Origin of the sequence: Paenibacillus agaridevorans (assembly GCF_018604145.1) — a bacterium.
GTDB lineage: Bacteria > Bacillota > Bacilli > Paenibacillales > Paenibacillaceae > Pristimantibacillus > Pristimantibacillus agaridevorans.
Genome location: NZ_CP075889.1, coordinates 3,192,204 through 3,218,067 on the forward strand (window position 1 = coordinate 3,192,204; position 25,864 = coordinate 3,218,067).

At 55.6% G+C, this 25,864-nt stretch carries 20 protein-coding genes; 6 read left to right on the forward strand and 14 right to left on the reverse strand.

From position 1 onward, the window contains the following. Positions 1-141: 141 nt before the first annotated feature. The 6 genes from KJW29_RS13695 (at position 142) to cysC (ending at position 6,153) form a co-directional block, all read left to right on the forward strand. On the forward strand, positions 142-987 hold the full coding sequence (locus KJW29_RS13695; RefSeq protein WP_214630183.1) for an STM4015 family protein: 846 nt from the start codon (positions 142-144) through the stop codon (positions 985-987). After that, positions 923-2,245, forward strand: a complete 1,323-nt coding sequence (locus KJW29_RS13700; RefSeq protein WP_214630184.1) for an STM4014 family protein — start codon at positions 923-925, stop codon at positions 2,243-2,245. Before KJW29_RS13695 ends, KJW29_RS13700 begins: the two co-directional genes overlap by 65 nt. Beyond that, positions 2,245-3,030 carry an STM4013/SEN3800 family hydrolase gene (locus KJW29_RS13705; protein WP_214631127.1) on the forward strand — a complete coding sequence of 262 codons (786 nt, stop codon included), beginning with the start codon at positions 2,245-2,247 and terminating at the stop codon, positions 3,028-3,030. The genes KJW29_RS13700 and KJW29_RS13705 overlap by 1 nt, the downstream gene beginning before the upstream one ends. Positions 3,031-3,101: 71 nt before the next feature. Next, on the forward strand, positions 3,102-4,502 hold the full coding sequence (locus KJW29_RS13710; protein ID WP_214630185.1) for an STM4012 family radical SAM protein: 1,401 nt from the start codon (positions 3,102-3,104) through the stop codon (positions 4,500-4,502). Beyond that, positions 4,499-5,416, forward strand: coding sequence for an STM4011 family radical SAM protein (locus KJW29_RS13715; protein ID WP_214630186.1), 918 nt, complete (start codon positions 4,499-4,501; stop codon positions 5,414-5,416). The genes KJW29_RS13710 and KJW29_RS13715 overlap by 4 nt, the downstream gene beginning before the upstream one ends. Positions 5,417-5,418: 2 nt before the next feature. Next, the gene (gene cysC, locus KJW29_RS13720) at positions 5,419-6,153 is read left to right on the forward strand and encodes an adenylyl-sulfate kinase (RefSeq protein ID WP_246608714.1); all 735 of its coding nucleotides are present in this window, start codon (positions 5,419-5,421) and stop codon (positions 6,151-6,153) included. Positions 6,154-6,625: 472 nt separating this feature from the next. Here cysC and KJW29_RS13725 read toward each other — a convergent pair whose 3' ends face one another. From KJW29_RS13725 to tnpA, 14 genes are all read right to left on the reverse strand, one after another. Continuing rightward, on the reverse strand, positions 6,626-6,946 hold the full coding sequence (locus tag KJW29_RS13725) for an ArsR/SmtB family transcription factor (RefSeq protein WP_214630187.1): 321 nt from the start codon (positions 6,944-6,946) through the stop codon (positions 6,626-6,628). Next, positions 6,933-7,430: an SRPBCC family protein gene (locus KJW29_RS13730; RefSeq protein ID WP_214630188.1), complete on the reverse strand. Its 498-nt coding sequence runs from the start codon at positions 7,428-7,430 to the stop codon at positions 6,933-6,935. The genes KJW29_RS13725 and KJW29_RS13730 overlap by 14 nt, the downstream gene beginning before the upstream one ends. 197 nt (positions 7,431-7,627) lie before the next feature. Continuing rightward, positions 7,628-10,009, reverse strand: coding sequence for a glycoside hydrolase family 95 protein (locus KJW29_RS13735; protein ID WP_246608715.1), 2,382 nt, complete (start codon positions 10,007-10,009; stop codon positions 7,628-7,630). 45 nt (positions 10,010-10,054) lie between these two features. Next, positions 10,055-12,103, reverse strand: a complete 2,049-nt coding sequence (locus tag KJW29_RS13740; RefSeq protein ID WP_214630189.1) for a beta-galactosidase — start codon at positions 12,101-12,103, stop codon at positions 10,055-10,057. After that, positions 12,103-12,774, reverse strand: coding sequence for an aspartate/glutamate racemase family protein (locus KJW29_RS13745; RefSeq protein WP_214630190.1), 672 nt, complete (start codon positions 12,772-12,774; stop codon positions 12,103-12,105). Before KJW29_RS13745 ends, KJW29_RS13740 begins: the two co-directional genes overlap by 1 nt. 114 nt (positions 12,775-12,888) lie before the next feature. Further along, positions 12,889-14,256, reverse strand: coding sequence for a glycoside hydrolase family 140 protein (locus tag KJW29_RS13750; RefSeq protein ID WP_214630191.1), 1,368 nt, complete (start codon positions 14,254-14,256; stop codon positions 12,889-12,891). Between the two features lie 29 nt (positions 14,257-14,285). Then, positions 14,286-15,083, reverse strand: a complete 798-nt coding sequence (locus KJW29_RS13755; protein ID WP_214630192.1) for a response regulator transcription factor — start codon at positions 15,081-15,083, stop codon at positions 14,286-14,288. Between the two features lie 71 nt (positions 15,084-15,154). Next, the gene (locus KJW29_RS13760; protein ID WP_214630193.1) at positions 15,155-19,012 is read right to left on the reverse strand and encodes a hypothetical protein; all 3,858 of its coding nucleotides are present in this window, start codon (positions 19,010-19,012) and stop codon (positions 15,155-15,157) included. A gap of 88 nt (positions 19,013-19,100) precedes the next feature. Beyond that, positions 19,101-20,669: an extracellular solute-binding protein gene (locus KJW29_RS13765; RefSeq protein ID WP_214630194.1), complete on the reverse strand. Its 1,569-nt coding sequence runs from the start codon at positions 20,667-20,669 to the stop codon at positions 19,101-19,103. Between the two features lie 118 nt (positions 20,670-20,787). Beyond that, a complete protein-coding gene (locus KJW29_RS13770; protein ID WP_087570148.1) occupies positions 20,788-21,669 on the reverse strand; it encodes a carbohydrate ABC transporter permease in 882 nt (293 codons plus the stop codon). Positions 21,670-21,688: 19 nt separating this feature from the next. Then, a complete protein-coding gene (locus KJW29_RS13775; protein ID WP_343222803.1) occupies positions 21,689-22,681 on the reverse strand; it encodes an ABC transporter permease in 993 nt (330 codons plus the stop codon). A gap of 480 nt (positions 22,682-23,161) precedes the next feature. Then, positions 23,162-24,739 (reverse strand): IS66 family transposase, encoded by a 1,578-nt coding sequence (tnpC, locus tag KJW29_RS13780; RefSeq protein WP_214626438.1) that lies wholly within the window; start codon positions 24,737-24,739, stop codon positions 23,162-23,164. Positions 24,740-24,811: 72 nt separating this feature from the next. Then, positions 24,812-25,165, reverse strand: coding sequence for an IS66 family insertion sequence element accessory protein TnpB (tnpB, locus tag KJW29_RS13785; protein WP_087567547.1), 354 nt, complete (start codon positions 25,163-25,165; stop codon positions 24,812-24,814). Beyond that, positions 25,159-25,488 (reverse strand): IS66 family insertion sequence element accessory protein TnpA, encoded by a 330-nt coding sequence (tnpA, locus tag KJW29_RS13790; protein ID WP_214626437.1) that lies wholly within the window; start codon positions 25,486-25,488, stop codon positions 25,159-25,161. Before tnpA ends, tnpB begins: the two co-directional genes overlap by 7 nt. Between the last annotated feature and the right edge of the window lie 376 nt (positions 25,489-25,864).

The following is a 25,864-nucleotide window of genomic DNA, read 5'->3' on the forward strand; positions in this document are numbered from 1 at the left end:
TTATAAGATAGTTTTCTGCCAGTGCGGTGTGACATATGTCACGAATTTTCAAACGATTAACGATTAAAATTGACCATATGATTGCCAGATGATAGCGTTAATCATGCAGTTATTCATTCGATATTGCAGGAGGGAATGAACATGTCGGAAATCAAGCTTAAAGTTGAATACGACGAATACGAGGACGGCAAACGAATCGAGACGGAACTGGAAAAGCTCGCGGCAAGTCCCGAGGGCGCGGCCCTCGAAAGTTTGATCATCGGAGACTGGGGACAGGCTTACGAGAACAGCTCCGAAGACATTGTAAAGGCTCTGGTAGAGCACAAGGTTCGTTTTCCTGCCTTGCGCAAGCTGTTCATCGGCGATATGAGCTTCGAGGAATGCGAGATTTCGTGGATCGTGCAGAGCGATCTCTCCCCTTTGCTCGGCGCGTTCCCTGAACTGCAATCGCTCAAAATTCAAGGCGGCAACGAGCTCGTCCTGAGCAGCCTGAAGCACGACAAGCTGGAAGAGCTGATTATTATAAGCGGAGGGCTGGGCAAAGACGTGCTCGCCTCCATCGCAAGCGCCCAGCTCCCGAACCTGCGCAAGCTGGAGCTCTATCTCGGCGTCGACGATTACGGCTTCGACGGCGGCTTGGAAGACGTGCTTCCGTTGATCGAGCCGGATAAATTCCCCAAATTGACCTATTTGGGTCTCAAAAATAGCGAAATCCAAGACGAAATCGCGCTGGCTGTCGCCAATGCGCCAATTCTGGACCGGCTCGAAACGCTCGACCTGTCGCTCGGCACCTTGACGGACGAAGGCGCGGAAGTTCTGCTCGCCAGCGAGCGGATCAAAGGCTTGAAGGGAATCGATCTGCACTATCATTACATGTCCGAAGAGATGGTGAAACGCTGGCAGCAGAGCGGACTGCCCGCAGATGTCAGCGACAGGCAGCAGTCCGACGACGACGAGGATTGGCGTTATCCTTCCATTACAGAGTAAATCGGCGGAGAGGCCGCTCATCGTCATAGGCATGCCGGGCGACAAACGAACCGGCGGCATCGCGCTCGCGCGGGAGAGGCTTGGACTGCCCCCGGCGCTGATTATCCCGTTAGCGGGGCTGCTTGGCGATCGCTCCCTCACTTTGGTTGAGATGGCGGAGCCATGGCTAAAAGCACAGCGGAACGAGGACGCTCCGCTGCTGCGTCTGGAATCGCCCGGCGGCAGCTTCGAGATAGAGCGTGCGATTATCGCGCTCGGCGCTCCCGATGGGAGCGCCGGCGAGGAGGATGACTCGCTGCACCCGTACAGCGGGCGCCCGGACCCGCAGCCCATGAGCGCCGATGCCGCGCTGCGGCTGAAGGAATCGCCCGGCCGGCTATACCACCCGGCTCAATGGTATCGCGGCTACTGCCGCTTGCTGGCGAGGCTTCGGCGGCAAGGGGCGAAGCTGTATGGAGCGGAATGGCAGAACGATCCCGCGGATATTGCGGCGATGACGGATAAACGACGAACCCAGGAGCTGCTGGCGGCTGCCGGCATCGCGATACCGAGACCGGTCGTCGGCGACGAGCCCATCACAGGCTATGAGTCGTTGCGCAACGCGATGCTGAAGGCGCGCATGCACCGCGTCTTCGTGAAGCTGGCAAGCGGCTCCGCCGCTTCCGGCGTTATCGCTTACCAGCTCCACCCCGTAACGGGAGCCGAGATCGCCATGACGACGATCGGCATGGAACGTTACAACGCCCGTCCGCCTATCTTTTACAACTCTGGCAAGTTGAAACGATATACGGACTCCGCCGACATAGCCGCTATTATGAACTGGCTCTACCGACATGGCGCTTACGCTGAGCAGTGGATTGCCAAGCGAGGACATGACGGCCGCGCGTTCGACATCCGGCAGCTCGTCGTAGGCGGCAAGCCTTGCCACGCCATCGCTCGCGTCAGCCGGACGCCGATCACGAACCTTCACCTGCGCAGCGAACGAATGTCGCTGGAGAAGGCGGGCTTGGCGGAGGAAGCGATTCGACGTGTCGGAAGCACTGCGGCGGCCGCGGCGACCGTCTTTCCCCGCAGCGCGGTCGCGGGTATCGACGTCCTCGTGGCGGAAGGCTCGGACCGCTGCTACGTGGCCGACGTCAATCCGTTCGGCGACCTCCTTTATGGAGCCCTGCACGAGGGTTTGGATCCCTACGAATGGGAGATGCGCGGACTGTTCGGACATCAGGATAAGCTGGCGCAAAGGATGAATGAAACATGATCACAGATATGAATACCATTGTCGGCACGCACGATATTTTGATGATTACGCTGGATACGCTTCGTTACGATGCGGCCGTGCTGGAGGAGAAAAACTGCCCGAATCTGTGCGGCAGCGGCTCCTGGGAGAAACGCCATACGCCCGGCAGCTTTACGTATGCCGCGCATCACGCTTTTTTCGGCGGGTTCCTGCCGACTCCCTCTACGACGGACAAGTCGTCGCACGTCCGACTCTTCCATTCCAGCCGCACCGGGATGAAGACGGATCCCCGAACGTGGCTGTTCGATACCCCGGATATCGTATCGGGACTAGCGGCCGAAGGGTATAAGACGGTTTGCATCGGCGGGGTTATTTTTTTTAGCAAAAAAGTGCCGTTGGCCCGCGTGCTGCCCGGTTACTTCCAGCACAGCTATTGGCGCATGAACTTCGGCGTAACCAATCCCAGGTCCACGGAGCATCAAGTGAACCATGCTCTGGGGCTGCTTGACGGAACGCCGCTAGACCAGCGGCTGTTTCTGTTTATGAACGTGTCCGCGATTCATGGACCGTCCCATCATTATGTCGAGGGAGCGCGCCGGGATTCCGTCGACACCCAGCGCGCCGCCCTTCGTTACGCGGACGGCGAATTAGGCCGGCTTTTCCAAAGGCTCCGGGAGCGCGGCAAGCCCGTCTTCTGCCTCGTCTTCTCCGATCACGGCGAAGCGTTCGGCGAAGACGGTTACCATGGGCACCGCCTTGCGCATGAAACCGTATGGGACGTGCCTTACCGGGAATTTTTGCTATAAATTCAAGTTCAAAAAATTCGGTTTTCAGTGCGGACTTTTTGAACAACCTTTAACGAAAGGAGGAATGCGGTATGTCTGGGTCGATCCAGCGTGCTTCGGCGGACCGGCAAACATTGGGCCGTCCTTGCTCCGATTCCGAAGTTGATCAGTGGGCAGAGCGGATCAAAGCCAATCCTTACCGCTCCTACCTCTATTCCTATCCGCACAAGATGGCGTACCGCGAGCTCTCCCCCGCATTGCCTCTGAAAGATCTGTGGCGGCTGGAGCCGGCGGAATCGTATTTCCTTTATATGCACATCCCGTTCTGCGGCGCCCGCTGCGGGTTCTGCAACCTGTTCACGCTGCCGGACAAACGCGATGACGTCCATATCCGGTACGTGGACGCGCTGGAGCGGCAAGCGCGCCAGTGGTCAAGCATCATCACCGGCAAGCCCTATGCCCGCTTCGCCATCGGCGGAGGCACCCCGACGTTGTTGTCCGCAGAGCTGCTTAGCCGATTATTCTACATTGCCTATGACGTGATGGGCGTGGATAAAAACTCCGTCTCCGTTTCGGTAGAAGCGTCGCCGGAGACGATTACACCGGAGAAGCTGAATGTCCTGAAAGCTGCGGGCGTCGACCGTGTCAGCATGGGCATCCAGAGCTTTGTCGACGCGGAGGCGTCGGCCATCTACCGGCCTCAGCCGCCGAAGGTCGTGCATCAAGCGCTTGCGCTGCTGACTTCGTACGATTTTCCCATTCTCAATCTGGACTTGATCTATGGGCTGCCCGGTCAGACGGTCGAAAGCTGGCTGTATTCGCTGGAGGAAGCTCTGCAATACGATCCGGAGGAAATTTTCCTGTATCCCTTGTACACTCGCGATCATACGATCGTAAAGCCGGAGCGGATCGAACGGGAGCCCGATCTCCGTTTGGCTTGTTATACGGCTGCCAGGGACTTGCTCTCGAAACGAGGTTATGAGCAATCCTCCATGAGGAGATTCGCCAAAACTTCCGCAGCTTCCACGGTCGGCGGCGACAAGAAGCTATTGGACTATAGCTGCCAGGAGGAAGGCATGGTCGGACTCGGCTGCGGGGCAAGATCCTACACGCGGGATGTCCACTACGCTTCCCGTTACGGGGTAAGCCGCAAAGCGACGGAGAGCATCATTGCCGACTATGTAGCCGCCGAACGGTACGATACGGCGGATTACGGCATTGTCCTGAGCAAGGAGGAGCAGCGGCGCCGTTTCGTGCTTAAGGCGATCCTGCATAGCGAAGGCTTGCGTCCTGCCGACTACGCTTCCCGCTTCGGCACGGATCTGTGGAGCGACCTGCCGGAGCTGTCGCTGCTGCCTAGGTCCGGACTCGCCTCCCTGGAGGACGGCTTGCTTCGTATGACTCCGGAAGGCTTCTCCTATTCCGACTCCATCGGCGACTGGCTCATCTCCGGAGAGATCCGCGAACGAATGGAAAGGTTCGTGGTATTATGAACGCCGTGCTTTATTACCGCGGCAGCCTCTCCTCTTGCAACTACGACTGTCCGTATTGCCCCTTCGGCAAAACGAAGGACAACGCCGAGACGCTGGCGAAGGATCGCAAGCAGCTGCGCGTCTTCGTAGATTGGGTACGGGAGCAAGGACAAGCCGGCCATCGGCTGTCCATCTTCTTCAACCCTTACGGGGAGGCGCTGATCCACCGCTGGTATCGCGAAGCCATGGTGGAGCTGTCCCATATGCCGTATGTGGCCAAAATCGCCATTCAGACCAATTTGTCCGCGCGGCTCGACTTCGCTCGCGAGCTAAACCCCGGCAAAGCCGCGTTTTGGGCGACCTATCATCCCGGCCAAGTAACGGAGGAACGTTTTTTGTCCCAATGCATGCAGGCCCGGGAGCATGGCGTTCCTTTTAGCGTAGGCAGCGTCGGGCTTCGCAGCGCGATCCCCGCGATCGCCTCGCTCCGCGCCATGCTGCCGGAGGACGTCTATCTCTGGGTCAACGCCTACAAGGATCAGCCCGATTATTACGGGGACGAGGACATTGCCGCCTTGCAGGCGATCGATCCCTACTTCGGCATTAACGCAATGGATTACGAAAGCCTGGGCAAAGAGTGCCATGCGGGGAGCAGCGTGTTCTACGTGCAAGGCGCGGGTCTCGTCAAACGCTGCTACAAGGACCGCGGATTGATCGGCAATCTCTACAGAGACGGCCTGGAAGGACTCTCCGCCAAGCGGGCATGCCGGATGAAGGTGTGCGATTGCTACATCGGCTATATTCATATGCCGCATCTGGAGCTGGCCGGCATCTATGGGGATGGACTGCTGGAGCGAAATCCCCGACGTGTTGGCGGCAGGCTGGGCGGCCTGCCCGCCGGTGCGAGGGTGTCCGTTTCCGGAGGGGGGATATAAGAATGACCTATCGAAGTACGTTCGAGATGTCCAGGAAATACGTCGTGAACGAGAAAACGGCAGCGGCTATTGTTAGCCCGAATCATGGCTCTTGCTCTGACGGTAACCGTATTGACCGCGCCGTTCGCAGCCAGGACTTGGTTGCGGCAAGGGCCGTCGCTGACCTTTCGCGCCAAGATCTCAGCCCCCGAAGCGCCGGGAGCGAAAGCACCGGCACCACCCTTTGGCTCACCGGTTTGTCCGGCGCCGGGAAAAGCACGATCGCGGCCGGCGTCGTGGGGCAGCTTCGAGAACGGGGGCTTCGCGCGGAGTGGCTGGACGGCGACGAGCTTCGGCGCGTATTCGGCCAGTCGCTGGGCTTCAGCCGCGAGGACAGGTTCCAGAACATCAGCCGTGCGGTCTACATCGCCGGTTTGCTTAACCGGCACGGCGTCAACGTCGTCGTTTCCATGATCACTCCCTATGCGGAGATGCGAGATTATGCACGTTCGGAGCTTCCCCGTTTTGCGGAGATCTATGTGGATTGCCCGCTTGCCGTCTGCGAAGCCAGAGATGTGAAGGGACTATACGGGAAGGCCCGGCGCGGCGAAATTCAAGCGTTCACCGGCATCTCCGACCCGTACGAGGCGCCGGCGCAGCCCGACCTTGTCCTGCGCACGGCAGAGAACGACGTAGATGACTGCGTTCGATTGGTGCTGGAGACTTTCATCACCTTACGCGCGGGGCTAGAGCGGTGATGGAGCTTGAACACATTCTCTCTTGGCGATGAGCGGTTTCGTAATTTTGCGTAACAGGAACAGGGAAACAATGCCGCAACGGACGGCGCGTCGGCACGGTGCAACGGTAAGTGGGAAACGTGAAGGATTGCTGCGAAAAGATAATCGTAAAAAGGCTGCGACGTGTTGAAGAGCGCAGTGGGTAGAGGTAATAGGTAAGTAAGGGTAGCTAAAAGGAGGCGCACTGGCTAACGGACACAAAAGCCGCTATTTCGTCGATTTATCGGGTTTTAGGAATCTAACGGACAACACAGCCACTATTTGCCCACTATCGGCGATTTCTCGCTTCATTTTGGCTAAATAAGGTTTCTGGTGTCCGTTAAATTTTTAAAGTGTGCTCATTCCGCATTTTAGTGTTGCTGATGTCCGTTAGCCGCTCGTACTCGTGCTCGTGGCCAGTCTCCGTCTCCCCCCTGTCCGCTTGGCGACTGCTTTATTCCCCTTTTTTATCCAACAGCTCTTCCAACGCGTCAAGCCGATCGGACCAGAATTCCCTATAGTTCTCGATCCAGGAATCGACCTCTCGAAGCGGCTCGGGACGCAAGTAATAGATTCGCTTCTGCGCTTCCTGCCTGATCCCCACCAAAGCGGCATTTTTCAGGATGCCCAGATGTTTGGATACAGCCGGTTGACTGATGGCCAAATGGCCGACCAACTCGTTGACCGATCGCTCTCGTACGCGCAGCAATTCGATCATCGTTCGTCGATTCGGTTCGGCGATGACCTCGAAAATGCTCAGCTTAGCGGCTCCCATGAATCAGCTTGTCCTTATAGATTTCCCGCAGCTCTTTCTGTCTGTCCCAAGGGAACTCCCCGCTTTTGCCTTGCAGCACGAGTTCGACTACGTCTAGATGTACATGCCAGCCCGACAAGAAATTCGATAGATCGTCCGTCTTGTAGAACACATGTTTTAGCGTCAACAACGTGCCCTGTCCGCTGCTTTGCAGCGCGAAGCTCAGCTCTGAATTGCCGGACGAATTTTCCTCCCACGTATAGGCCAGCAAAAAAGGAGGTTGATATGTCGTCACCCGCCCCGTCACGATGTCGCCATTTTCCCATTGGAGCTTCACCTTCCCGCCTTCGGCGAGCTCCATCGTTGCTTCGGCCGTTAACCATTGCTTAATCATGGCAGGTTCCGTTACCGCCTTCCAAACGTCTTCCGTCGAATGCTTCAAATAACGCTCGAACACAATGGCTTTCCCTCCGGGTACATCCGCGACCCGTCCTTCCATTATCATGCCTTATGCCTCCATCCCGGTAATTTGTATTTTTTGCTTTGTATTTCGTTTGCGATGTCTTTATATTACCACACAGCTATATAACCTTCAAATTATATTTATTTATTACGCGGATGAACTTCGAATAAACAGGAAAAGAGCCGTCATGATCATAACGGCTCTACCCTATCGAAACAGCTCTGCCTCTACCGGCTACTCTACTTCTCTACCCTACAAATCGAATAACTCTTGCCCTCTTCGGCCTCAAAAGCAATGACGCCTTCTTCTATCTGTTCCCAATCCCGACCTTCTGCCTTAACAGGCACGGAGGTCCGCACCTGGCAACGGCCTGTTCGGGCGGCACGGATAACCGCGTGCGTAAGCTTACCGTCGCTCCATTCGAGGTCGAGCTCGTAGCCGCCGCGGGCGCGGATGCCGCCGATCCGTCCGGATGGCCATGCCTTCGGCAGCGCCGGCAGCAGATGCAGCTCGCCTGCATGGCTCTGCAGGAGGAGCTCGGCAATACCCGCGGAAGCCGCAAAATTCGCCTCGATGGTCAGCGGATAAAACGTGATTTTCGGATGCCGGTGCGCATTAAAGAGGTTAGGGAACGGGTTGCCGAGCAGCTTCGTCAAATAACGATGCGCCGTCTCCGCATCCTCCAGACGCGCGTACAGGCTAATATTCCAAGAATAACACCATCCGATCGTATCCTCGCCTTCGTAGACCCGGCGCCGATCGAGGCTGGCGCGGGCAGCCTTGGCTAATTCCGGCGTGCCGCGCACCGTGATCAAGTTCCCGGGATGCAGCGGGTACAAATGGGCCGTATGGCGATGCCCGGGCTCGGCTTCCTCGAAGTCGCGGTACCATTCCTGCAATTGCCCATGCCGCCCGATTTGGAACGGCAGAAGGCGCTCCAGCGCGTCCTGCAGCGTTACGCGGAAGTCCGCATCGGCATTTAGAATGCGGGCGGCCTCCGCGCAGTTCCCGAACAGCTCCCTCATCAGCGCGATATCCATCGTGGAGCTCATGCTGACCGCCGAACGTTGCCCGTCCGGCGCGATAAAGGTGTTCTCCGGCGACGTCGACGGCACGGATACGAGATTGCCTTGACCGTCTTCGACGAGATAGTCGAGGCAGAACAACGCCGCTTCCTTCATGATGGGATAAGCCGTGTCGCGAAGAAACTCCTCATCGCAACCGTAGGCATAATGCTCCCACAAATGCTGGCACAGCCACACGCCGCCCATCGGCCAGAACGCCCAGCTCGCGGAGCCTTGCGACGGGCTCGTATTCCGCCACAAGTCGACGTTATGATGAGAGGCCCAGCCCCTGCATCCGTAGTAGGCCTCGGCCATCCGCGCTCCCGCGACTCGCAGATCGCCGAGCAGATCGAACAGCGGCACGTGAAATTCCGCGAGATTGCATACCTCGGCCGGCCAATAGTTCATCTGCGTATTAATGTTGACGGTATAGTTGCAAGACCAGGGCGGCTTCGTCATGTTGTTCCAGATGCCCTGCAGCGTCGTCGCCTGCGTGCCGGGACGCGACGAGCTGATCATCAGATAGCGGCCGAACTGGAAAAACAGCTCGGCAAGCCGTTCGTCGGTTTGGCCGCCGCTCACCGCCGCAATACGCTCGTCCGTCGGGACGCCGTCCCGATCCGGCGCGTCAAGCTCCAGCGTCACGCGATCGAAATAGGACGAGAAATCCGCGATATGACGATTCCGCAGTTCGGCATAACCCGCGCTTTCAGCTTTTTGCAGCCATTGATCGCAGCGAGGTCGCGGATCCAGACCGTCCAGAACAGGGTCGCGGTCGAAGCCGTTAAAGCCGGTGGCCGCGGTCAGCAGCAACGTTACCGCATCCGCCCGCTTTACTTCCAACCTTCCGCCATGCGCCTCGACAACTCCCCCCTCGGGTATGGCCTTAAGATGAATCTGGAACCGGATGCCTTTATCCTCTTCGTAAACGACCGTATCCTCCGAACGTTCTTGCTCGTGATCCAGAAGGCTCGGTGCCGCTCCCGACAGGATAAGGCGGTCCACTCCCGATTTCTCGACGCGATATTGGAGTCTGCTCGTGAGCGCCGCCTCCAATCCGATGGCTCCCGGACGGTCGGCTTCCAGCCGCACGACCATGACCTGATCCACCGCCGATACGAAAACCTCCCTCGTTATCCGCGCGTCGCCCGACATATATTCCGTCCGGCATAACCCGGTACGAAGATCAAGCTCGCGCCGATACTCTTTTGCCAAGGAGGGATGGCTCATGATCAGCTCGAGATCGCCCATAGCCTGGAAAGCATTCCCTGCAGGTCCCAGCATATGCTCCTCGATAACCGCCTGAGCTTCGTTATACCGCTCCTCGAATATGAGCCTGCGGCTCTCCTCCAAATAACGCAGAGGCTCCTCCCGCTCCGCCCCGCGTTTGGTGCCGGACCACAGCGTCTCCTCGTTGAGCGCGATCGTCTCGCGCTTGACGCCGCCATGGACCATGCCGCCCAAACGCCCGTTTCCGACCGGCAGCGCCTCGACCCATTCGTCGGCCGGCTGCCGGTACCACAGCTTCATGGAATTGCCGCCTGTATTGTCTCTCACGGGTTCAGCCCCTTGCCATTATGTGTTTGATGAACCAATCCCGCCTTATGCTTCCGCAAACGAAAAAATCCGGACATCCAGAGCGGCCAGCGGGAGCTTTCCTTTGTGCCGCGTACCTGTTAACAAATCGACATAGAGGTCCGTTCCCAATTCGACTTCCGTTGCCGCATCGTTGTGATTAAGCAAAAACAAGAAGGTTCTTCCGTCTTTAACCCGGACGGAAGCTTCTACGCCGGGCGGCGTATCCATCAAAGGCTTAATGCCCCGAGTTTCGCATACATGCGAGATTAATCCGTCCAGCATGGACAGCTCAGGCGAAGTCGCGACATACCAGGCTTCGCCCGACCCGAAGCTGTTGCGCGTAAGCGCAGGGAATCCCCGATAAAAGTTTCGTTCGAATACGGCCATCGTCTCGGCTCCTTCGGCATGCACGACATCGCAAAGCACGCCGCAATCATAGGAGCCTTCCAGTTCGCCAAGCCTTGCGGTCATAACGACGCGGTTCTGCTGATGAGCCATCGGCGCATCGATCTCCTCCACCCATACGCCCAGAAGCTTCCGAAGCTCTCCGGGATAACCTCCCGTCGTAACCAGGTCGGTTTCGTTGACAATGCCGCTAAAGGTTGTCATGACCAGCGTGCCGCCCTGCGCCACGAATTGCTCCAAACGTTCGGCATAACCGGGATGAATTAAATAGAGCACCGGCGCCACGACGATATCGTAAGAGGTCAAATCCGCCTCCACGCCTACCATGGCTACCGGTATATTGCGGCCGTAGAAGGCAGCGTAATACTTCTCGATTTCTTGGACATAACGCAGATCCACGGTAAGCCCGCTGGAGTGCTCCAGCGCCCACCAGTTGTCCCAATCGAACACAATGGCCGCGCGGGCTTCTGAACGCGCCCCAAGCAGCGTATCGTCCAGCTGTCCCAGTTCGCTCCCGATGTCGGCGCATTCCCGAAATACGCGGGTATTCTCGTGTCCGGCATGATCGATCAAGGCTCCATGGAATTTCTCGAATGCCCCGCGCGAACGCCTCAGCTGGAAATACATAATGGCGTCCGCGCCGCGGGCGACGGCATGATAACTCCATAAACGGTTGACGCCGGGCTGCTTAAGCGAATTGCGGGGGCGCCAGTTCAGTTGCGACGGGCACGATTCCATCAGCAGGAACGGATCTCCCCCCTTTAAGCCGCGCATCAAATCATAGCGCATCGCCATCTGGCCGGGGGTCATGTCATCGGCGGGATACATGTCAAGCGCTATGATATCCAGTTCCTTCGCCCACTTGAAATAATCAAGAGGCTTGTACGTGCCGTTGCCTTGGAAATTCGTCGTCACGACCGCATCCGGAATAACGCGTTTAATAGCATCCCGCTCCAGCTTGTAGCAAGCCAGAATGGCATCCGAATTAAATCGGTCATAATCGAGCGAGATGCCTTGGAACGCCGTCTCGTCCGAATGGGTTGGACTCAGATGCTCGCTGAGTCCGCTCGGCAGCACAATCTCGTTCCAGTCGTAGAAGGTATGACCCCAGAATCTCGTATACCAGGCCCGGTTCAACTCCTCGAGCGTGCCATAGCGGTCCCGCAGCCATACGCGAAAGGCCTTCTCGCAATTGTCGCAGTAACAGCGTAATCCATATTCGTTATTAACATGCCACAGCAGCAAGGCGGGATGATCCTTGTAACGCTCAGCCAGCTTACGCGCCATCCGCTCCGAATAAAGCCGATAGGTCGGACTGTTCGGACAGGAATTATGCCGGCGGCCGAACTTGCGACGGCGGCCGTCATGCTCGACGAGCAGCACATCGGGGTAACGCGTCGCCATCCATGCGGGATGAGCCGCCGTCGATGTGCCCAGGCACACCTTGATCCCATGCGCATGGAGCTTATCCATCATCTCGTCCAGCCAATCGAAGCGGTAGGTGTTCTCGTCCGGCTGATTAAGCGCCCAAGAGAACACGTTGAGCGTCGCGATATCAACGCCCGCGAGCCGGAACAGCCGCATGTCCTCGTCCCGGATTTCATTTGGCCACTGCTCGGGATTGTAGTCTCCGCCATACAATATTTTGGACAGCCTCTCCGTAAACATTAGCGTACCGTCCTTTCCGCTTCCAGTAGCCTCTTGATCGCCAACACGCTGCGGCGCGGACTGGATAACACGGGTTTGCCGACGCGTTCCGCCAGCTGCGCCTCCATACGCGCCATGGAGCCTTGCGCAAGCACCAGCGCATCGGCTTGTTCCGCGACCTTGACGGCTGTCTCCATCAGAATGCGGTCATGCTCATCGGGCCGTCCGCCGACAAGAGCGTCATAGGCGCCGGCTGCAAGACCGTCGATCAATTGCACCGGCTTGCCGCGCTGCTCGGCTTGCTGCCGCAACAGCCGCATGGTCGGCCGAAGCGTAGTGGGAAGCGTCGCCACAACGCCGATCGTACGATAAGACTCAACCGCTTCTACGGCCATGCTTTCATCGATTTTGACAAGCGGTATGTCGAAGAACGGACGCGCGTCGCTGGCCACTTCGCCCACAGAAGAGCATGTATTGAGAATAATGGAAGCGCCCAGATCGGCTCCATGCTGATAATATTGCATAAGACGCCGTTTCACGCCCGGCGTGACTCCTCCCTCTCGCACAACCTCGGCAATCAAGCTGTCATCGATAATGTTGACAAGACGCACGCCGGGCAGCAGCTCATCGAATTGTTTTTTGAGCGGCTCCGCCAGCCCCTGGCCCGTATATACCGCAACTACCGTATCCATTTCCGGTTCCTCCTTATAGAAAGCGCTGTCTTTCTTTCCATTGTAGTCCCGGAGCAGCCGCATTACAGCGTTCAATCTTAAGGACTTTGCTTTGAATCGCGGACTACCGCGAAATTAACGACTCTCCGTCAGTCCCGGTGCGGCGAAACCTTTTTCGGCATCATCAAGCACCAATACCCAGTCGTTGCCCGGAGCTCTTCCGCCCGGAGGAACGAACTCATGGATTCCCTCGTTGGCCATCTCGCCCAGAAATTCGTTTTCGCCTGATCGCGGATTGTACCACCAGGCAGCCGCCCGCAAACCTGAGAACTGTCCCAGCTGCAAAGTAAAGGGCCGTCCCGAGTAGATATAGGCCATCATATGGCTGCTGCCCAGATTAACGAATAACCGGTCATACCGGTAGCCCGGATCGCCGCAGATGGCCGTCTCATTAGGCATCCGCTCTTCGAACGGCCTGGAGAGAATGAGTTTCTTGAGATGTACCATCTGCGCCGCGCCGTCATCATCAAGCGCATCGTTCCAGCTTCGCGTGCAGTCGTATGCTCCGACGCCCCGCTCCTCCGTATGGAACTGCATGACCGCATTGTGTCCATAGGTATGACCAAATGCGCCGGCAAAAACGGCCCAATACGCATAACGTCTCACATCGTCCGCCGTCCATCTCGGAGCGTCCGGGAAATGCAAGCCGTGCGGAATATCCTCGTAGGACGGTTCGCCGTCAATCGTGGGTTTCGCCGGCATGATGGCCCAATCCGCCTGCACGAAACGCCAATTGTCTTCGCCGATCAACGTGTCGGGGTTGCTCTCCTCCATCTGCGCATAGCTGCGGTGCCCCGATTGAAACATATTAAAGTCGAGCCACTTCTCGTCGTGGAACCACCTCGAAGAGTCCGTTCTGCCGTAGGGATGGAACGTCATCAGGTGATCCGGAGCAGCTTCCCTAATCGCGCTCCCCATCCGAAGCCATACTTGCGTATTGTCGCTGCCTCGAATATCTCCCCCGTTTAGCCAAATTACATTCGGACGGTTCTTATAGCGGTTGCCAAGCCATGTCCCGTAACGCCCAGCCGTCTCGGCATCGGTGGAATAATGCTCCACTACGCTGCCCCACACGGGGACAAGCGCAACATACAGCCCTTCGCGCTCCGCCATGCCGATCACTTCGTCTGCAAAGGACCAATAGCTGACACACGTATCCGACTCCTCCGCATCGGGCTGATCCAGGTCCAGCTCCCGAAACGGCACTCTCCCGTAAGCATTTTCGGTAACCAGATCATGCGCAAGCATAATCTGGATGACGTTAAACCCCTTCGTTCTCCGATCGCGAAAATAGGCTAGCGCCTGTTCTCTCGTCGTTCGCTTTAACAGCAGCCATGCCGTATCCCCCAGCCAAAAAAACGGGGTGCCGTCGGCATGCCGCAAATATCGTCCATTGTCCGTGACCGTCAGTTTCCCATGATTCCAAGGCATTGTGTTGAGCAAGGTTAGTCCTCCCGTATTCGGTTTGCGAGTTATTTGCGAGATGATAGAGATTCGTTCATTTTATAGTGCTGCCGGTATTCGCTCGGCGTAACGCCGCAATACTTTTTGAAAACGCTGAAAAAGTGCCGGACGCTCTCGTACCCCACTTGCTCCGATATGCGATGCAAGGAATCCTCCGAATCGCCCAGCATCAGCGTCTTGGCCTTCTTAATCCGAAATAGATGCAAATAATGAATCAGCGTCAATCCCGTCTCCTTGCGGAAGAGCGAGCTGATGTAATTGGGATGCAAATATACATGCTCGGCAATATGATCGAGCGAAATGTTTTCCTTATAATGCGACTCGATATGCCGGATGATTTTTTTGACGTTTCTCGACATCTGATCGTAATCGACGCCGGGAACGTTGTGATCCTGATCGGCTTGGCTTGGCGAACCTGCCTCGTCTTCGGCAGCCAGCAGTTCAAGCGATAAATTGCTCATGACGTCATAAAGCTCCGCTTTGTTAATGGGCTTCAGCAAATAATCGATCACCTTGCAGCGTATCGCCTGGTGCAGATAGGCCGGGTCATCGTATCCCGTCAGAATGATGAAGCGGTTGCATAACCCTCGCTCGCGAGCTTTTCGAATCAGCTCCAGACCATTCATCTCCGGCATCTGAATATCCGTAATCAGCAAATCAGGACGGTAGTTCTCCAGCTTCTCAAGGGCATCGAACCCATCATTCGCGCTAACGATCTCGGAGCATGGCGTTTGCCCTTTCTCAATGATATTAATCAACCCTTTCAGCATAAAGGGCTCGTCATCTACGATCATCAGATTAAGCATGTTCTATCCCTCCCGGATCTCCTATCCATCCCATCATATCATTTCACTGAAAATTCTATCAATCGCTTCTATTAAGTGGCGGCATATAAGCGGACGGGACCGTATAGACCTCCAGCCGCAAACGCCTTCTCCCAATGCTCCGGCATGGAATCAGGCTGCCAGTAGGACACCTTCGGATTAACGGAGCCTCCAACGTTGCTCGAAGGACGGCCGATTTCGTAATGGGTGCCCAACGTGTTCGTTACCCGAATACGTATATGATATTCTCCGCGTCCGGCATCCAGCTTGAATCGGTACGGTCCCCATGCGCGCACGCCAAGCGGGTTGCCGTTAAGCCATACTTCGGCCGTGCCCCGCACATGCCCCAGCTCAAGGATCGCGCCATTCTCTTGCTGCCAATCAACCGTAGTCTCGTACTCGACGACGCCGCTGTGATGGGGCAAGCCCAGCGCCGTCCGCCAATCGCCCAGTTCTCCCCGAATCGGCGCAACATCGAATCTGATCGGAGCAAGCAGCACATCGGCCTCCGTGCTTGTATCGGTAGGAACAATGCGAAGCGCGGCCATCGTTCCGGCAAGCTGCGGCTCGAACAGGGCGATGTCGCCTTGCAGCGGCACCCGCCTTCCCGCTATCCAGCATTGGCATTCGCCCGCGCAAGCAATGCGGAGCTCCCTGGCTCCGGCCGGGAGCGGAAAACGAAACCAGATCGGCCTCCCGGGCTGAGCCGCGTCGCGAACAAAAGGCAGCGGATGAGACGCCGGCTCCGCATCCGGCATCAGCCAGCCGACATTCGGCAGCGGATGAGCGCGGCCGGGAAGCCACATCGTCTCCGTCTCGGCAAACTGCAGAACCGCTTCATGGAGAATTTCGGAGTGCTGACCTTGTTCATTTAACCACGAAGGGCCTGTGCAGAACATGTGCCTGGTTCCATCCGCCCGCTCGATGACGCCGTCCACCATGGCCACGCCTTTGCCTTCCGGCATCACAAGCTCAATCACATTGTCGCCGTCACGCCAATAGGGCGTTAGATCGAGCTCTTCTTGCCCTTGCCGGATATACGGATTAAAGTCGCCGTGCTCGCTTACAGGTTGGCCGTTGACATAAAGCGCCACTCGTTCCTTGGCGCAAAAGATGACGCGCACTCGGCTGATGCCAGCGTTATCCGACTCGGTTATCGTATACGATAACCGGGTTTTCGAATGCGGACTGGGCGAATAAATCCATTTGGGCAGCGGGTCTTGCTCTTCCAAGCATAGGGTAACTCCTGCCCTGACGTATCCTTCGGCCAACGCCTCCGCGCACAGCGACAACGAATTGGCTCCGGCTTTCAGCTTCACGGTCGACGTTTGCTCTTCAGGCCCGCCTTTCCATTGCATCTCTCCGCCGTTCGCCCAAAGGGCGATTGCCGCGTTGCTCTCCGTACGAACCCAATACATACCGTCTTCCGGAGCAACCACATGGGTCCGCGCCCATATCTTATCTCCGGCTTTCGCCATTCCCAAATTCAAAAATTTGCGCGGAATCCGCCCCATTCTGCCCGCCCATGTCCGGAACGATAAGTCTCCCGTCGTATTGCTGTAGACGACCGGCCATACGGCGCCTTCCCGAAAGCGCTCGTCGCTTGATGCTTCCCAATAAGCGGCCTCGCTCCACAAACGTTTCATCCAACCCGAATCATCCAGCTCGCTCCTGTGCCAGCCCGCGGCTTCGCCGTCCGCGTCGCTTTCTTCGCGCGCGACGAGCAATTCGCGGCGCTCGATCGGCGCCAAAGCCGACCTGCCGCCATGCAAATCAAAATCGCCGTAACGGTTATCCAGCGTAGGCACGACCGCTACCTGCCAGTCTTCGAGCTCTGCCGCCGGCTTCTGACTCGCGCCTAGCGCGGGAACTTCGGCTGGCTGAGACGGATTATCCAACTCGCGCGAGGAATTGGCGGGTACTTCTCCCGCCTCCGTTTGATCCCATCGGCATACGACAAATGCCGCCGGCCAACTGTCGAACGAAACTTCGAGCTCGATCCAATCGCCGTCCCTGTCGTATAAAAGCTCGGAAACTCGCCCGGTCACCGGATTCCATAGCTGAGGATATCCTGCCGTGCGAAGACGATAACGGGCGCTCTTCGGAGGCGTCGCACGTTCACCCGACGGCTCGTGCATCGGCAGCAGCTCTCCCGCTTCCGGCAGCAGCAAGAACAGGTCAGCATCCTCTACCCTTCGCATCAACGGCATATCCGGTCCTTTGGCACGCCCCGGCAACCTGGCTTCGAGAAGCTCTATCGCTTCGCCGGCAGAGTCGACGTACACGGCGCCTTCCAATACCGGATCGTCATCCTCGCATTGCACGGCGATCACCAAACCGCCGGCTGCCGTCCATTTCTCTACCTTGGCGCGGGCAGCATCATCCATAATGGCGGTGCCGCACAAGAGCAGCGCCGAAAACGTCTCTTCTCCGATTCGCATCTTGCCGCCGGACAACTCCGCCCTCTCCAACGCGGAATCGTCGGTTACGTCAAAGTCTATGCATGCGGTACGAAGCGCTCCCGGTTTGTTGCGTTCCTTGCGATTCCAGCGCCCCGTCAACGTCCGATACACGTTTTCGATATGACCGAGCCGCTCATGAGGCATTTTGTTGGCAACGACCATGGGATGCTCAAGCGGGCCTCCGTCGGACAGCGACATCCAGCCGCATGCCGCATGCGAAGGATAATGGACCGCGACGTCGGCGATATGCGTGCCTTGCGTCAACAGCCAGCACGCGCGGCTCACCGTATCGGCAAACACGCCGTAATGCTCATAATACGGCTGCCGCCATCCCGTGTCGGGCGGCGCCCACTCCCACCAGCCCCCGCGCGTACTGTAGTAGACGGAGTGGGGACTGTACAGCGTTACGCCGGCTTGCAGCCAAGGCACCAGCCAGTGCATCGTCTCTTCCAGCGTCCCGCCCCAGCCGCTCGTATGGAACGACTCCAGAAACACGCGTTTGCCCCCGTGCAAATGAACCATCGAAGCATGCGGCTTAATCTCTCCGTCCATGTCGCAGCCGGCTGCATTATACCAGCGATGCGTCCGCATATAGTCCAGGTAAAGCCGTTGCGCCCCATGCAAGTCGACTCGGCGCGCAGGCCCGGCCTGATCGCAGCATTGCAGCATATGATGGCGCTTATGCCACTCGTATTGCAGCTTGAACACCGACTCCTCCGCCAGTTCCGCAGCCAGCTCGTACACGCGCCTGCGAACAAGCTCCGCTTCTTCGACATCCTCGAACAAGGCAGGCAAAGCGGCAATCAGATCCCCGTCATAACGGTCGGCATACAGCTCGGGAAGCCCTTTCGTCCATAGCGGCATCGAAGGCAGCTCATCCTGGAAGCTGCCGCCGATCGTCCGGCCCAAATCATGAGGGAAACGCCGTTCGAACTCGCCGTAAATCCGGTCATACAACAGCGCTGTCGCTCGCTTGTCAAGCCAGTTAAATCCCTGGCGAACCGTTAAGTAGCGGTATCCCCCGATTTCCGTCAGAAGCTCGGCTCCCTCCGGCAGCTCCTCGCCGCAGGCTATTCTGCGAAGCTGGTAACCGGCCAATTCCGGTTGTTCCGCCACAAGATGCGCCGGCAGGTTTGTTCCCGAGAAGCCGATCTGGTCGTAGAAGAAAAGGCGCATCCCCAGCTTCTCGGCTTCGCGCAAAGCCACCTCGAACATGGACCACCAGCGTTCGCTGAAATAGGGCGGATCGTCGGCTACGCTACCGTATTGAGGTCCCGTCGGCGCAATATTGAGGATCCCGATATTGCGCAAGCCGCCGGCGCGAAATTTTTGCAATTGCCAGCGCACGCGTTCCGCCGTTATTTCTTCCCCGCTCCACCACCAGAACGGCAAGGGACCGAAGTCCGGATCCGGAGAAGCAAAACCCTCTTGCAGTTTTTTGACATTCATGTGAGGTTCCTCCCGAAATTCCAGCATGATGACTGAAGTGGCCGAAATGCTGGAGCATTCCGGCCACTATGTCGTTCATTCGCTTTTGTTAGAAGTTTTGCTGATATTCTTTATACTTTGCCGTAGCCCATTCTTCCAGCTTCGCCAGTCCAAGGCTTTCGGCCTTCTCGAGCAACGCTTCGTATGCCGCCTTGGCCTCTTCCTCGGAATTAGCCATATAAATTTTTACTTCTTCGGTCGTAACCATATTCATGATTTGAGCTTCGATCGTCTGCTCTTCCGTATCCGGCTCCGTAGAGACCAGCCCCAGCGCCGGGTTGAACTCAAGCGCTTCCCTTGCGGCCAGCCCCCATTGCGTCGCTTGCGTATCCGGGCTGTAGCGCTGCAGCGCTTCGTTAACGCCGCTGCTTCCGATCAGCCCCCACCAAACGACGCCATTTTGTTTTTGAATATCCGTGTTATTGTAGTCATAATTCATGACGGGATATTTTTCGGCTTCGTTCCATTCCCAATCTTCGCCTTCAATACCGTAAAGTCCGAGCTTTTGACCTTCTTCGCTGTACATGTACTGCAGGAACTTAATTGCGGCTTCCGGATTTTTGTTGTTTTTCGTAATGTACATGCCCGCCCAGCCGGATCCGCCCATCGGAATCCCCGCTTTGTCGCTAAGCAGCTTCGTGATTTGCTTCATTTTAAACGGTTTACCAAGCTCCTCTAGTTGAGGGTTGCTTGTTTCGGCTACGCCGCTGCCATGGGCGAAGGCTTGGCCGTTTAATACGTATTGATCGTCTTGCTGCGCATCCTTGAATGTAAAGTTCTCGGCGATCATGTAGCCTTCGCGATACAGACGGTTCATGTACAAGTAGTAGTCCAGATAGTTCTCGTCTTTCAGGTAGTAACGAGCTGCGCCGTCGATGTCGACAAACCCTTTGCTTTTTTTGAGACCGAAGTTGATGCGCAAATGCTGGCCGATTTGATCTTTATCCCATACGAGCGGGACCATATCCGGGTACTTCTCTTTGACCGAAGCAAGAATGGCCAGGAGATCGTCCAGGTTGTCCAGCTTGGGATTGCCCAGCTCGGTCATAATATCTTCGCGCAGCGTCATGCCGTTTGCGCCTGGTATAGCCTTCGGATTATCCTTCCATTCTTGCTCGGTGGAGAATGCGTTGCGCACGGTATAGAAATTGCCGTCCGGCATCGTATTGACGCCGATACGTTCTTGACTGATTTCGAAATCTGGCGCATATTTATTAATCAGCTCGCCGAACGGATAAGAAACTTCGGGATCCGCCATACGCGTCAGATCGGTAGCCGTATAGACCAAATCGGGCAAGTCTCCCGATGCGATCAACAGCGGAAGCTGCTTATCGTCGGCAGCAACCTGGATGTTGAGCTTGACGCCGGTTTTCTTTGTAATCTCTTCCGGCACCTTGCCGCTCCAATCCTTCAGCGGCCACCACGACATATTGACGAACAGGTCCAGCTCCACGATTTCTTGTTCAGCGCCTTCGCCGCCGCTTCCGTTGTCCGCCTTTTCGTTACCCGTGTTGACCGGCTTGTTTCCATTGCCGCCGCTATTGCCGCCGGAGCAGGCAGTCAGCATTAACGTCATTGCAAGCGCTATCAAGCTCGTCGATTTAAAAAACTTGCTCATTGATATTGCCTCCTTTTTTTTCTCTGCATCGAATTTATGTGAAATCGGAATAAACCTTTTATATGCGGTTGATTCCGTTCTCAACCCTTGTCATGCGAGCTCGGCCCAATTGCCTGCCCTACCCTTTAACCGAACCGATCATAATGCCTTGCACGAAATACTTTTGCAGGAAAGGATAGACGATTAGAATCGGTATAACCGCGATAACCATTGCCGTTACCTGAATCGAGAAGGTTGTCACGCCGGTTATCGCCGCAGCCCGCTCCGCGGAAGCCAGGTCGGACGGAATCATGCCTTGGTTGATGACTTCCATCATACGATAAGTTAACGTTCTTAACGAATCCTTGTTGACGAAGTAGGCCGAGTCCATCCAGGAGTTCCACTGACCTACGCCTATAAACAATCCCATTGCCGCAATCAGCGGCTTGGAGACCGGCAATATCATTCTAAAGAAGATGGTCAGATCCGATGCTCCGTCTATGCGTGCCGACTCCTCCATCTCCGCAGGTATTTCCCGGAAAAACGAAACCGCGATAATGAGGAAGAAGATCGTCACGGCGCCTGGAACGATGTAGACCCAGAACGTATTCAGCAAACCCAGGCTGCGCAGTACTACGTAATAGGGGATAAGTCCGCCCGATGTGTACATGGCCACGATAAAAAACGAAAAATAAAATTTCTGAAACACCAGATTGCGATAAGCCAAACCATACGCCGTCAGACAGGTAAACAATATCGTGACTGCCGCTCCGATAACCGTCCTTAGCGCCGAGACGCCAAAGGACATAATCCACTTCGGGTCGCTTAAAAACTTCGTGTAATTGTTAAACGTAAAGTCCCTCGGCCAAAAATAAATGCCGCCCAGCGAAGTGTCGAGCCCGTTATTAAACGAAATAATGATCAAATAGTAGAAGGGATACATCGTAACCAGCGAGATGATAACCAGCAAACTGATATTCACCGTATCCACGACGCGGTCTTCGACGGTTCTGCGATGCATAATAAACTCCTCTCCGCCTTCAGAACAAGCTGTTTTTGGTTATTTTTTTGGACAAAAAGTTGCTGCCGAATACGAGAATGATGGCAATAATCGACTGCATCAAATCTATTGCGGTCGCGTAAGCGTATCGTCCTTGAGCCAGGCCCATCTTAAACGCGTACGTCTGCAAAATCTCGGAGCGTTCGTTATTCATCGCATTGCCGAGCAAATACGATTGTTCGAAGTTGGAGCCGACAAGACCGCCGCCGAGGAGGCTTCCCACTGCCAGTATAAGCACGACCACGATCGTCCCGCGTATGCCCGGCAGCGTAATATGCCAGATGCGGCGAAGCCTGCCTGCCCCATCCATCTCGGCCGCATCATACAGCGACGGATTGAGGCCGCTGATCGCAGCGAGAAAGATGATCGCCCACCAGCCCGCTTCCTTCCACATGGCCGTCGTGACGGCCAGTCCCCAGAAGTAATTCGGACTGGACAGAAACGGGAGCGGCTTGTCGATCAAACCTAATCCCTTCAAGAAATCGTTGACAATCCCGGAGTTCGACGACAAGAAGATAACGAGCAGCCCGGAAACAACAATCCATGAGATAAAGTGCGGAAAGTAGCTGACCGTCTGCGCGAACCGTTTGAAAAAATGAACCCTTACTTCGTTGAACATGATGGCCAACAAGATTGGCATCGGAAAGGTAAAAAACAATTTCAAAAGACTGATTGCCAGCGTATTGGTTACAATGAGCTTAAAATTGTAAGCGCCGACAAATTCTTTGAAATATTTGAGCCCTACCCAATCGCTCGTAAAAATCCCTTTAATGCCGCTTGAGATGGAATAGTCCTTGAATGCCATCAATACGCCGAACATCGGCAAGTAATTGAAGACGAAGACGATCAGCATTCCCGTTAACACGAATACATGAGCATATTTCTGTTTCGCGATTTCACGCCAGATGGATCGTTTTACTGCCGGGAGCTGCCGCGTCCGCTGAGCTGTCTCCATTTTCGTTAGCTGCTCCAACCTATCCTCACTCCTCCCTTTTCCCCCGATTCAAGCTGCTGATTGGAGAATATGACTAAATTGTATAGTCGAATGAATACGATGAATAGTGTTCAAAACTTAAAATACAGCGATCATTTTTAAGATATTTGTAAGCGTAATCATTCTTGTAATTGAGAAGTGATTATTTTTAAGAGGATTGCTTAAGAATGAGGATTAAAACGTTTTCATATATTGCGGAACTCTATTACGGCCACAACCGAAGGGGCTGTCCGAGAAGTGAACTTTTAAGGTAGCCCCGTTGTCTTTATGGCTCGATTGTATGGGTAGGCTTGTACCTGGCCAAACGTGTATGAAAATTCATACACAATCCACCAGACAGGCCGGCTCCTGCCCAAACGTGTATGAAAATTCATACACAATTCACCAAACAGGTCGGCACCGTAAGCGTCAAATAGCCCCCACCTTGAAATCAAGATGAGGGCTATTGTTTTGGCAAGTTTACTCTTGTTTAAATATGCGGCAAGTTAGCGGTAGCGATGATGACCACGGAAGAAGCCTGTCCAGTGCATACGGATCTTTAGGATCGGCTAACTGAGGTAGCTGTTCAAAAAGATACTGAAGGTACTTGAACGGATTTAATCCATTCTCCTTCGCTGTTTCGATAACGCTGTAGATCGTCGCACTTGCCTTTGCACCTCGCGGTGTATTGGCAAACAACCAATTCTTCCGTCCAATGACGAATGGTTTAATCGCGCGTTCACTCCGATTGTTGTCGATCTCCAGCCGTCCGTCTTTCAAGAACACCGTCAGCTTCTCCCACTGATTGATACTGTAGGTGATCGCCTCTCCGAGCTTGCTCTTTGGCAATGCCCGCGAGCGCTGCTGCTTCAGCCACACCAAATAAGCATCCAAAAGGGGGAGACTCCACTCCTGACGGATGGTGTAGCGTTCTTCGGCTGCCGCCTTGACCAGCTCGCGCTCGATCGCAAATAGCTGGTTACAGAAGGCAAGTCCTTGCTGGGCTGCGGTCGTTGTCTTATCTTGCGTAGGCGGCAACGCTTTTAATGCCTCGTCGAACTTCCGGCGTGCATGGGCCCAGCATCCAACAAGTGTCACGTCCTTGACCTTGTGATAGCCGGAATAGCCGTCCACATGCAGGTAGCCGCTGAAACCTTCGAGGAAGTTCCTCGGGTGCTCGCCGCCGCGCGTCGACCGGTAGTCGTAGAGGACGATTGGCGCATCGGTACGGCCCGTACGATACAGCCACATGTACGAACTGGATGACGCGGACTTGCCGGGCTCCTGCAGAACTTGCAGTGTCGTCTCGTCGGCATGCAGAATGTCCTTGCTCAGCAAGTGCGCACGCATGCGGTCCGTGAGAAGCGACAGCCACTGCTCCGATCCGTAGATCATCCAGTTTGCCAGTGTTTGGCGCGATAGCGTAAGTCCGAGCCTTGCGAATTGCTGCTCTTGACGATAGAGCGGCTGGCTGTCCACATACTTCTGGCTCATGACATGCGCCACAATGGACGGGGACGCCAGACTGCCCGGCTGAATCGGTTTAGGCATGGGCGCCGTAACGACGGGCGTGCGAATCTCTTTCCGCTCACAGTGGCGGCACGCATAGACCTGCCGCACATGACGGATGACCTTCACCTCCGCCGGGATAACAGCAATCTCATTACGCGTTTCGGTGCTCATCTCATGGAGTCCACCGCCACAGCACGAGCAGAATTGCTCAGACTCCGGCAAGGCATAGTGGATCGTCTCGACAGGGAACTGATCCAGCTTGGCTTCCCGGTTGCCAGAGGTCTTCTTCCGGCTGTACGTGACCGTCTCGACGTCTGGCTCTTGAGGAGCGGACGCAGCAAGCACTTCAGCTTCGTTAAACAGATTCATCTCCAGTTGGTCGGGATGCGTCTTCTCGCTGGAAGCGCCGAAGCGCTTCTGCTGAGCCAAGCGAAACTGCTCTTCATACCATTTGAGCTTCGCAGAGAGCTCGGCAATTTGCTGTTCCTGCTTTGAAATTTGCTGCTGGAGTATTTCGGGGTTAGGGGTTTCCGTTCGCTTTTCCATACCGTATGATTTCGATAACGCGCAGGCAAGTACCTGCTGCCAGGTATGACAATTTGCGTAAGAAATGATTTGTTAAATGACTACTTCGGCCCGTACTTTCGGATGCGCCTGCCGTTGACTTAGCGATAGCCCGTCAAGCAGCCAGCGAAGCTCGCGGTTTGTGATCGCAACAGGCTCCCCATTTGCCTGCGGCCACTGGAACGTACCGCGTTCGAGCCTGCGGTAGTACAACCAGAATCCGTTATGCTCCCAGTACAATATTTTAAGTTTGTTACGTTCACGGTTGCAGAAAACGAACAGCGCCGGAGAAAAGGGACTCATCCCGAGTCCTTCTTGGACGAGTGCGGCAAGGCCGTCGATGGATTTACGTAGATCCGTGCTGCCACAAGCTAGATAGACGGGCTTTGACGTGATTTCGTTTAACATACTGGATCGGCCCCCAGTGCTCGAACAACTTCGCGGAGCAAGGCGGGCTCAAATCCCGCATCGACTTCGATGACGACTGCACCGATCTGAATGCGAAGTGAACGGCACGGCGCCGGTTTCACTTCAGGAGTCACCTGAACAGGAATGAAGGTCGTCTGTTTAACGGAAGAAGATGGGGGTGACTCATCCAGCTTCTTCATCCATGTGTAAAGTTGACGGCGGTCGATTTGATTGGCTTTGCACCAATGTGTTGTCTTTTCGCCACTTGCACGAAATGCCTCGACACGAGCTTCCCATTTCATTCGAATCTCTTCTCTGCTCATAGAAAAATCCTCCTCAGAATGGCTATTGAGGAGGATTATCTCATAACGATCGCTCGATTCGAAGGTGGGGACAGTTTGACGCTTACTCGGCACCTGGCCAATCGTGTATGAAAATTCATACACAATCCACCAAACAGGCCGACATCTGGCCAAACGTGTATGATAATTCATACACAATTCACCAAACAGGCCGGAACCTGGCCAAACGTGTATGAAAATTCATACAGCTGGACGCCCCGTTTAGGTTGAATGTTAAGTGGCAGGCATCCACCTCGCCACTTCCTGAAAAAGCAGGTACACATAAAAGTTGGACGGAAGACATTTCCGCCCAACTTTTTATTTTTGAGACTTATTGGACAGCCCCGTATCTTAACAA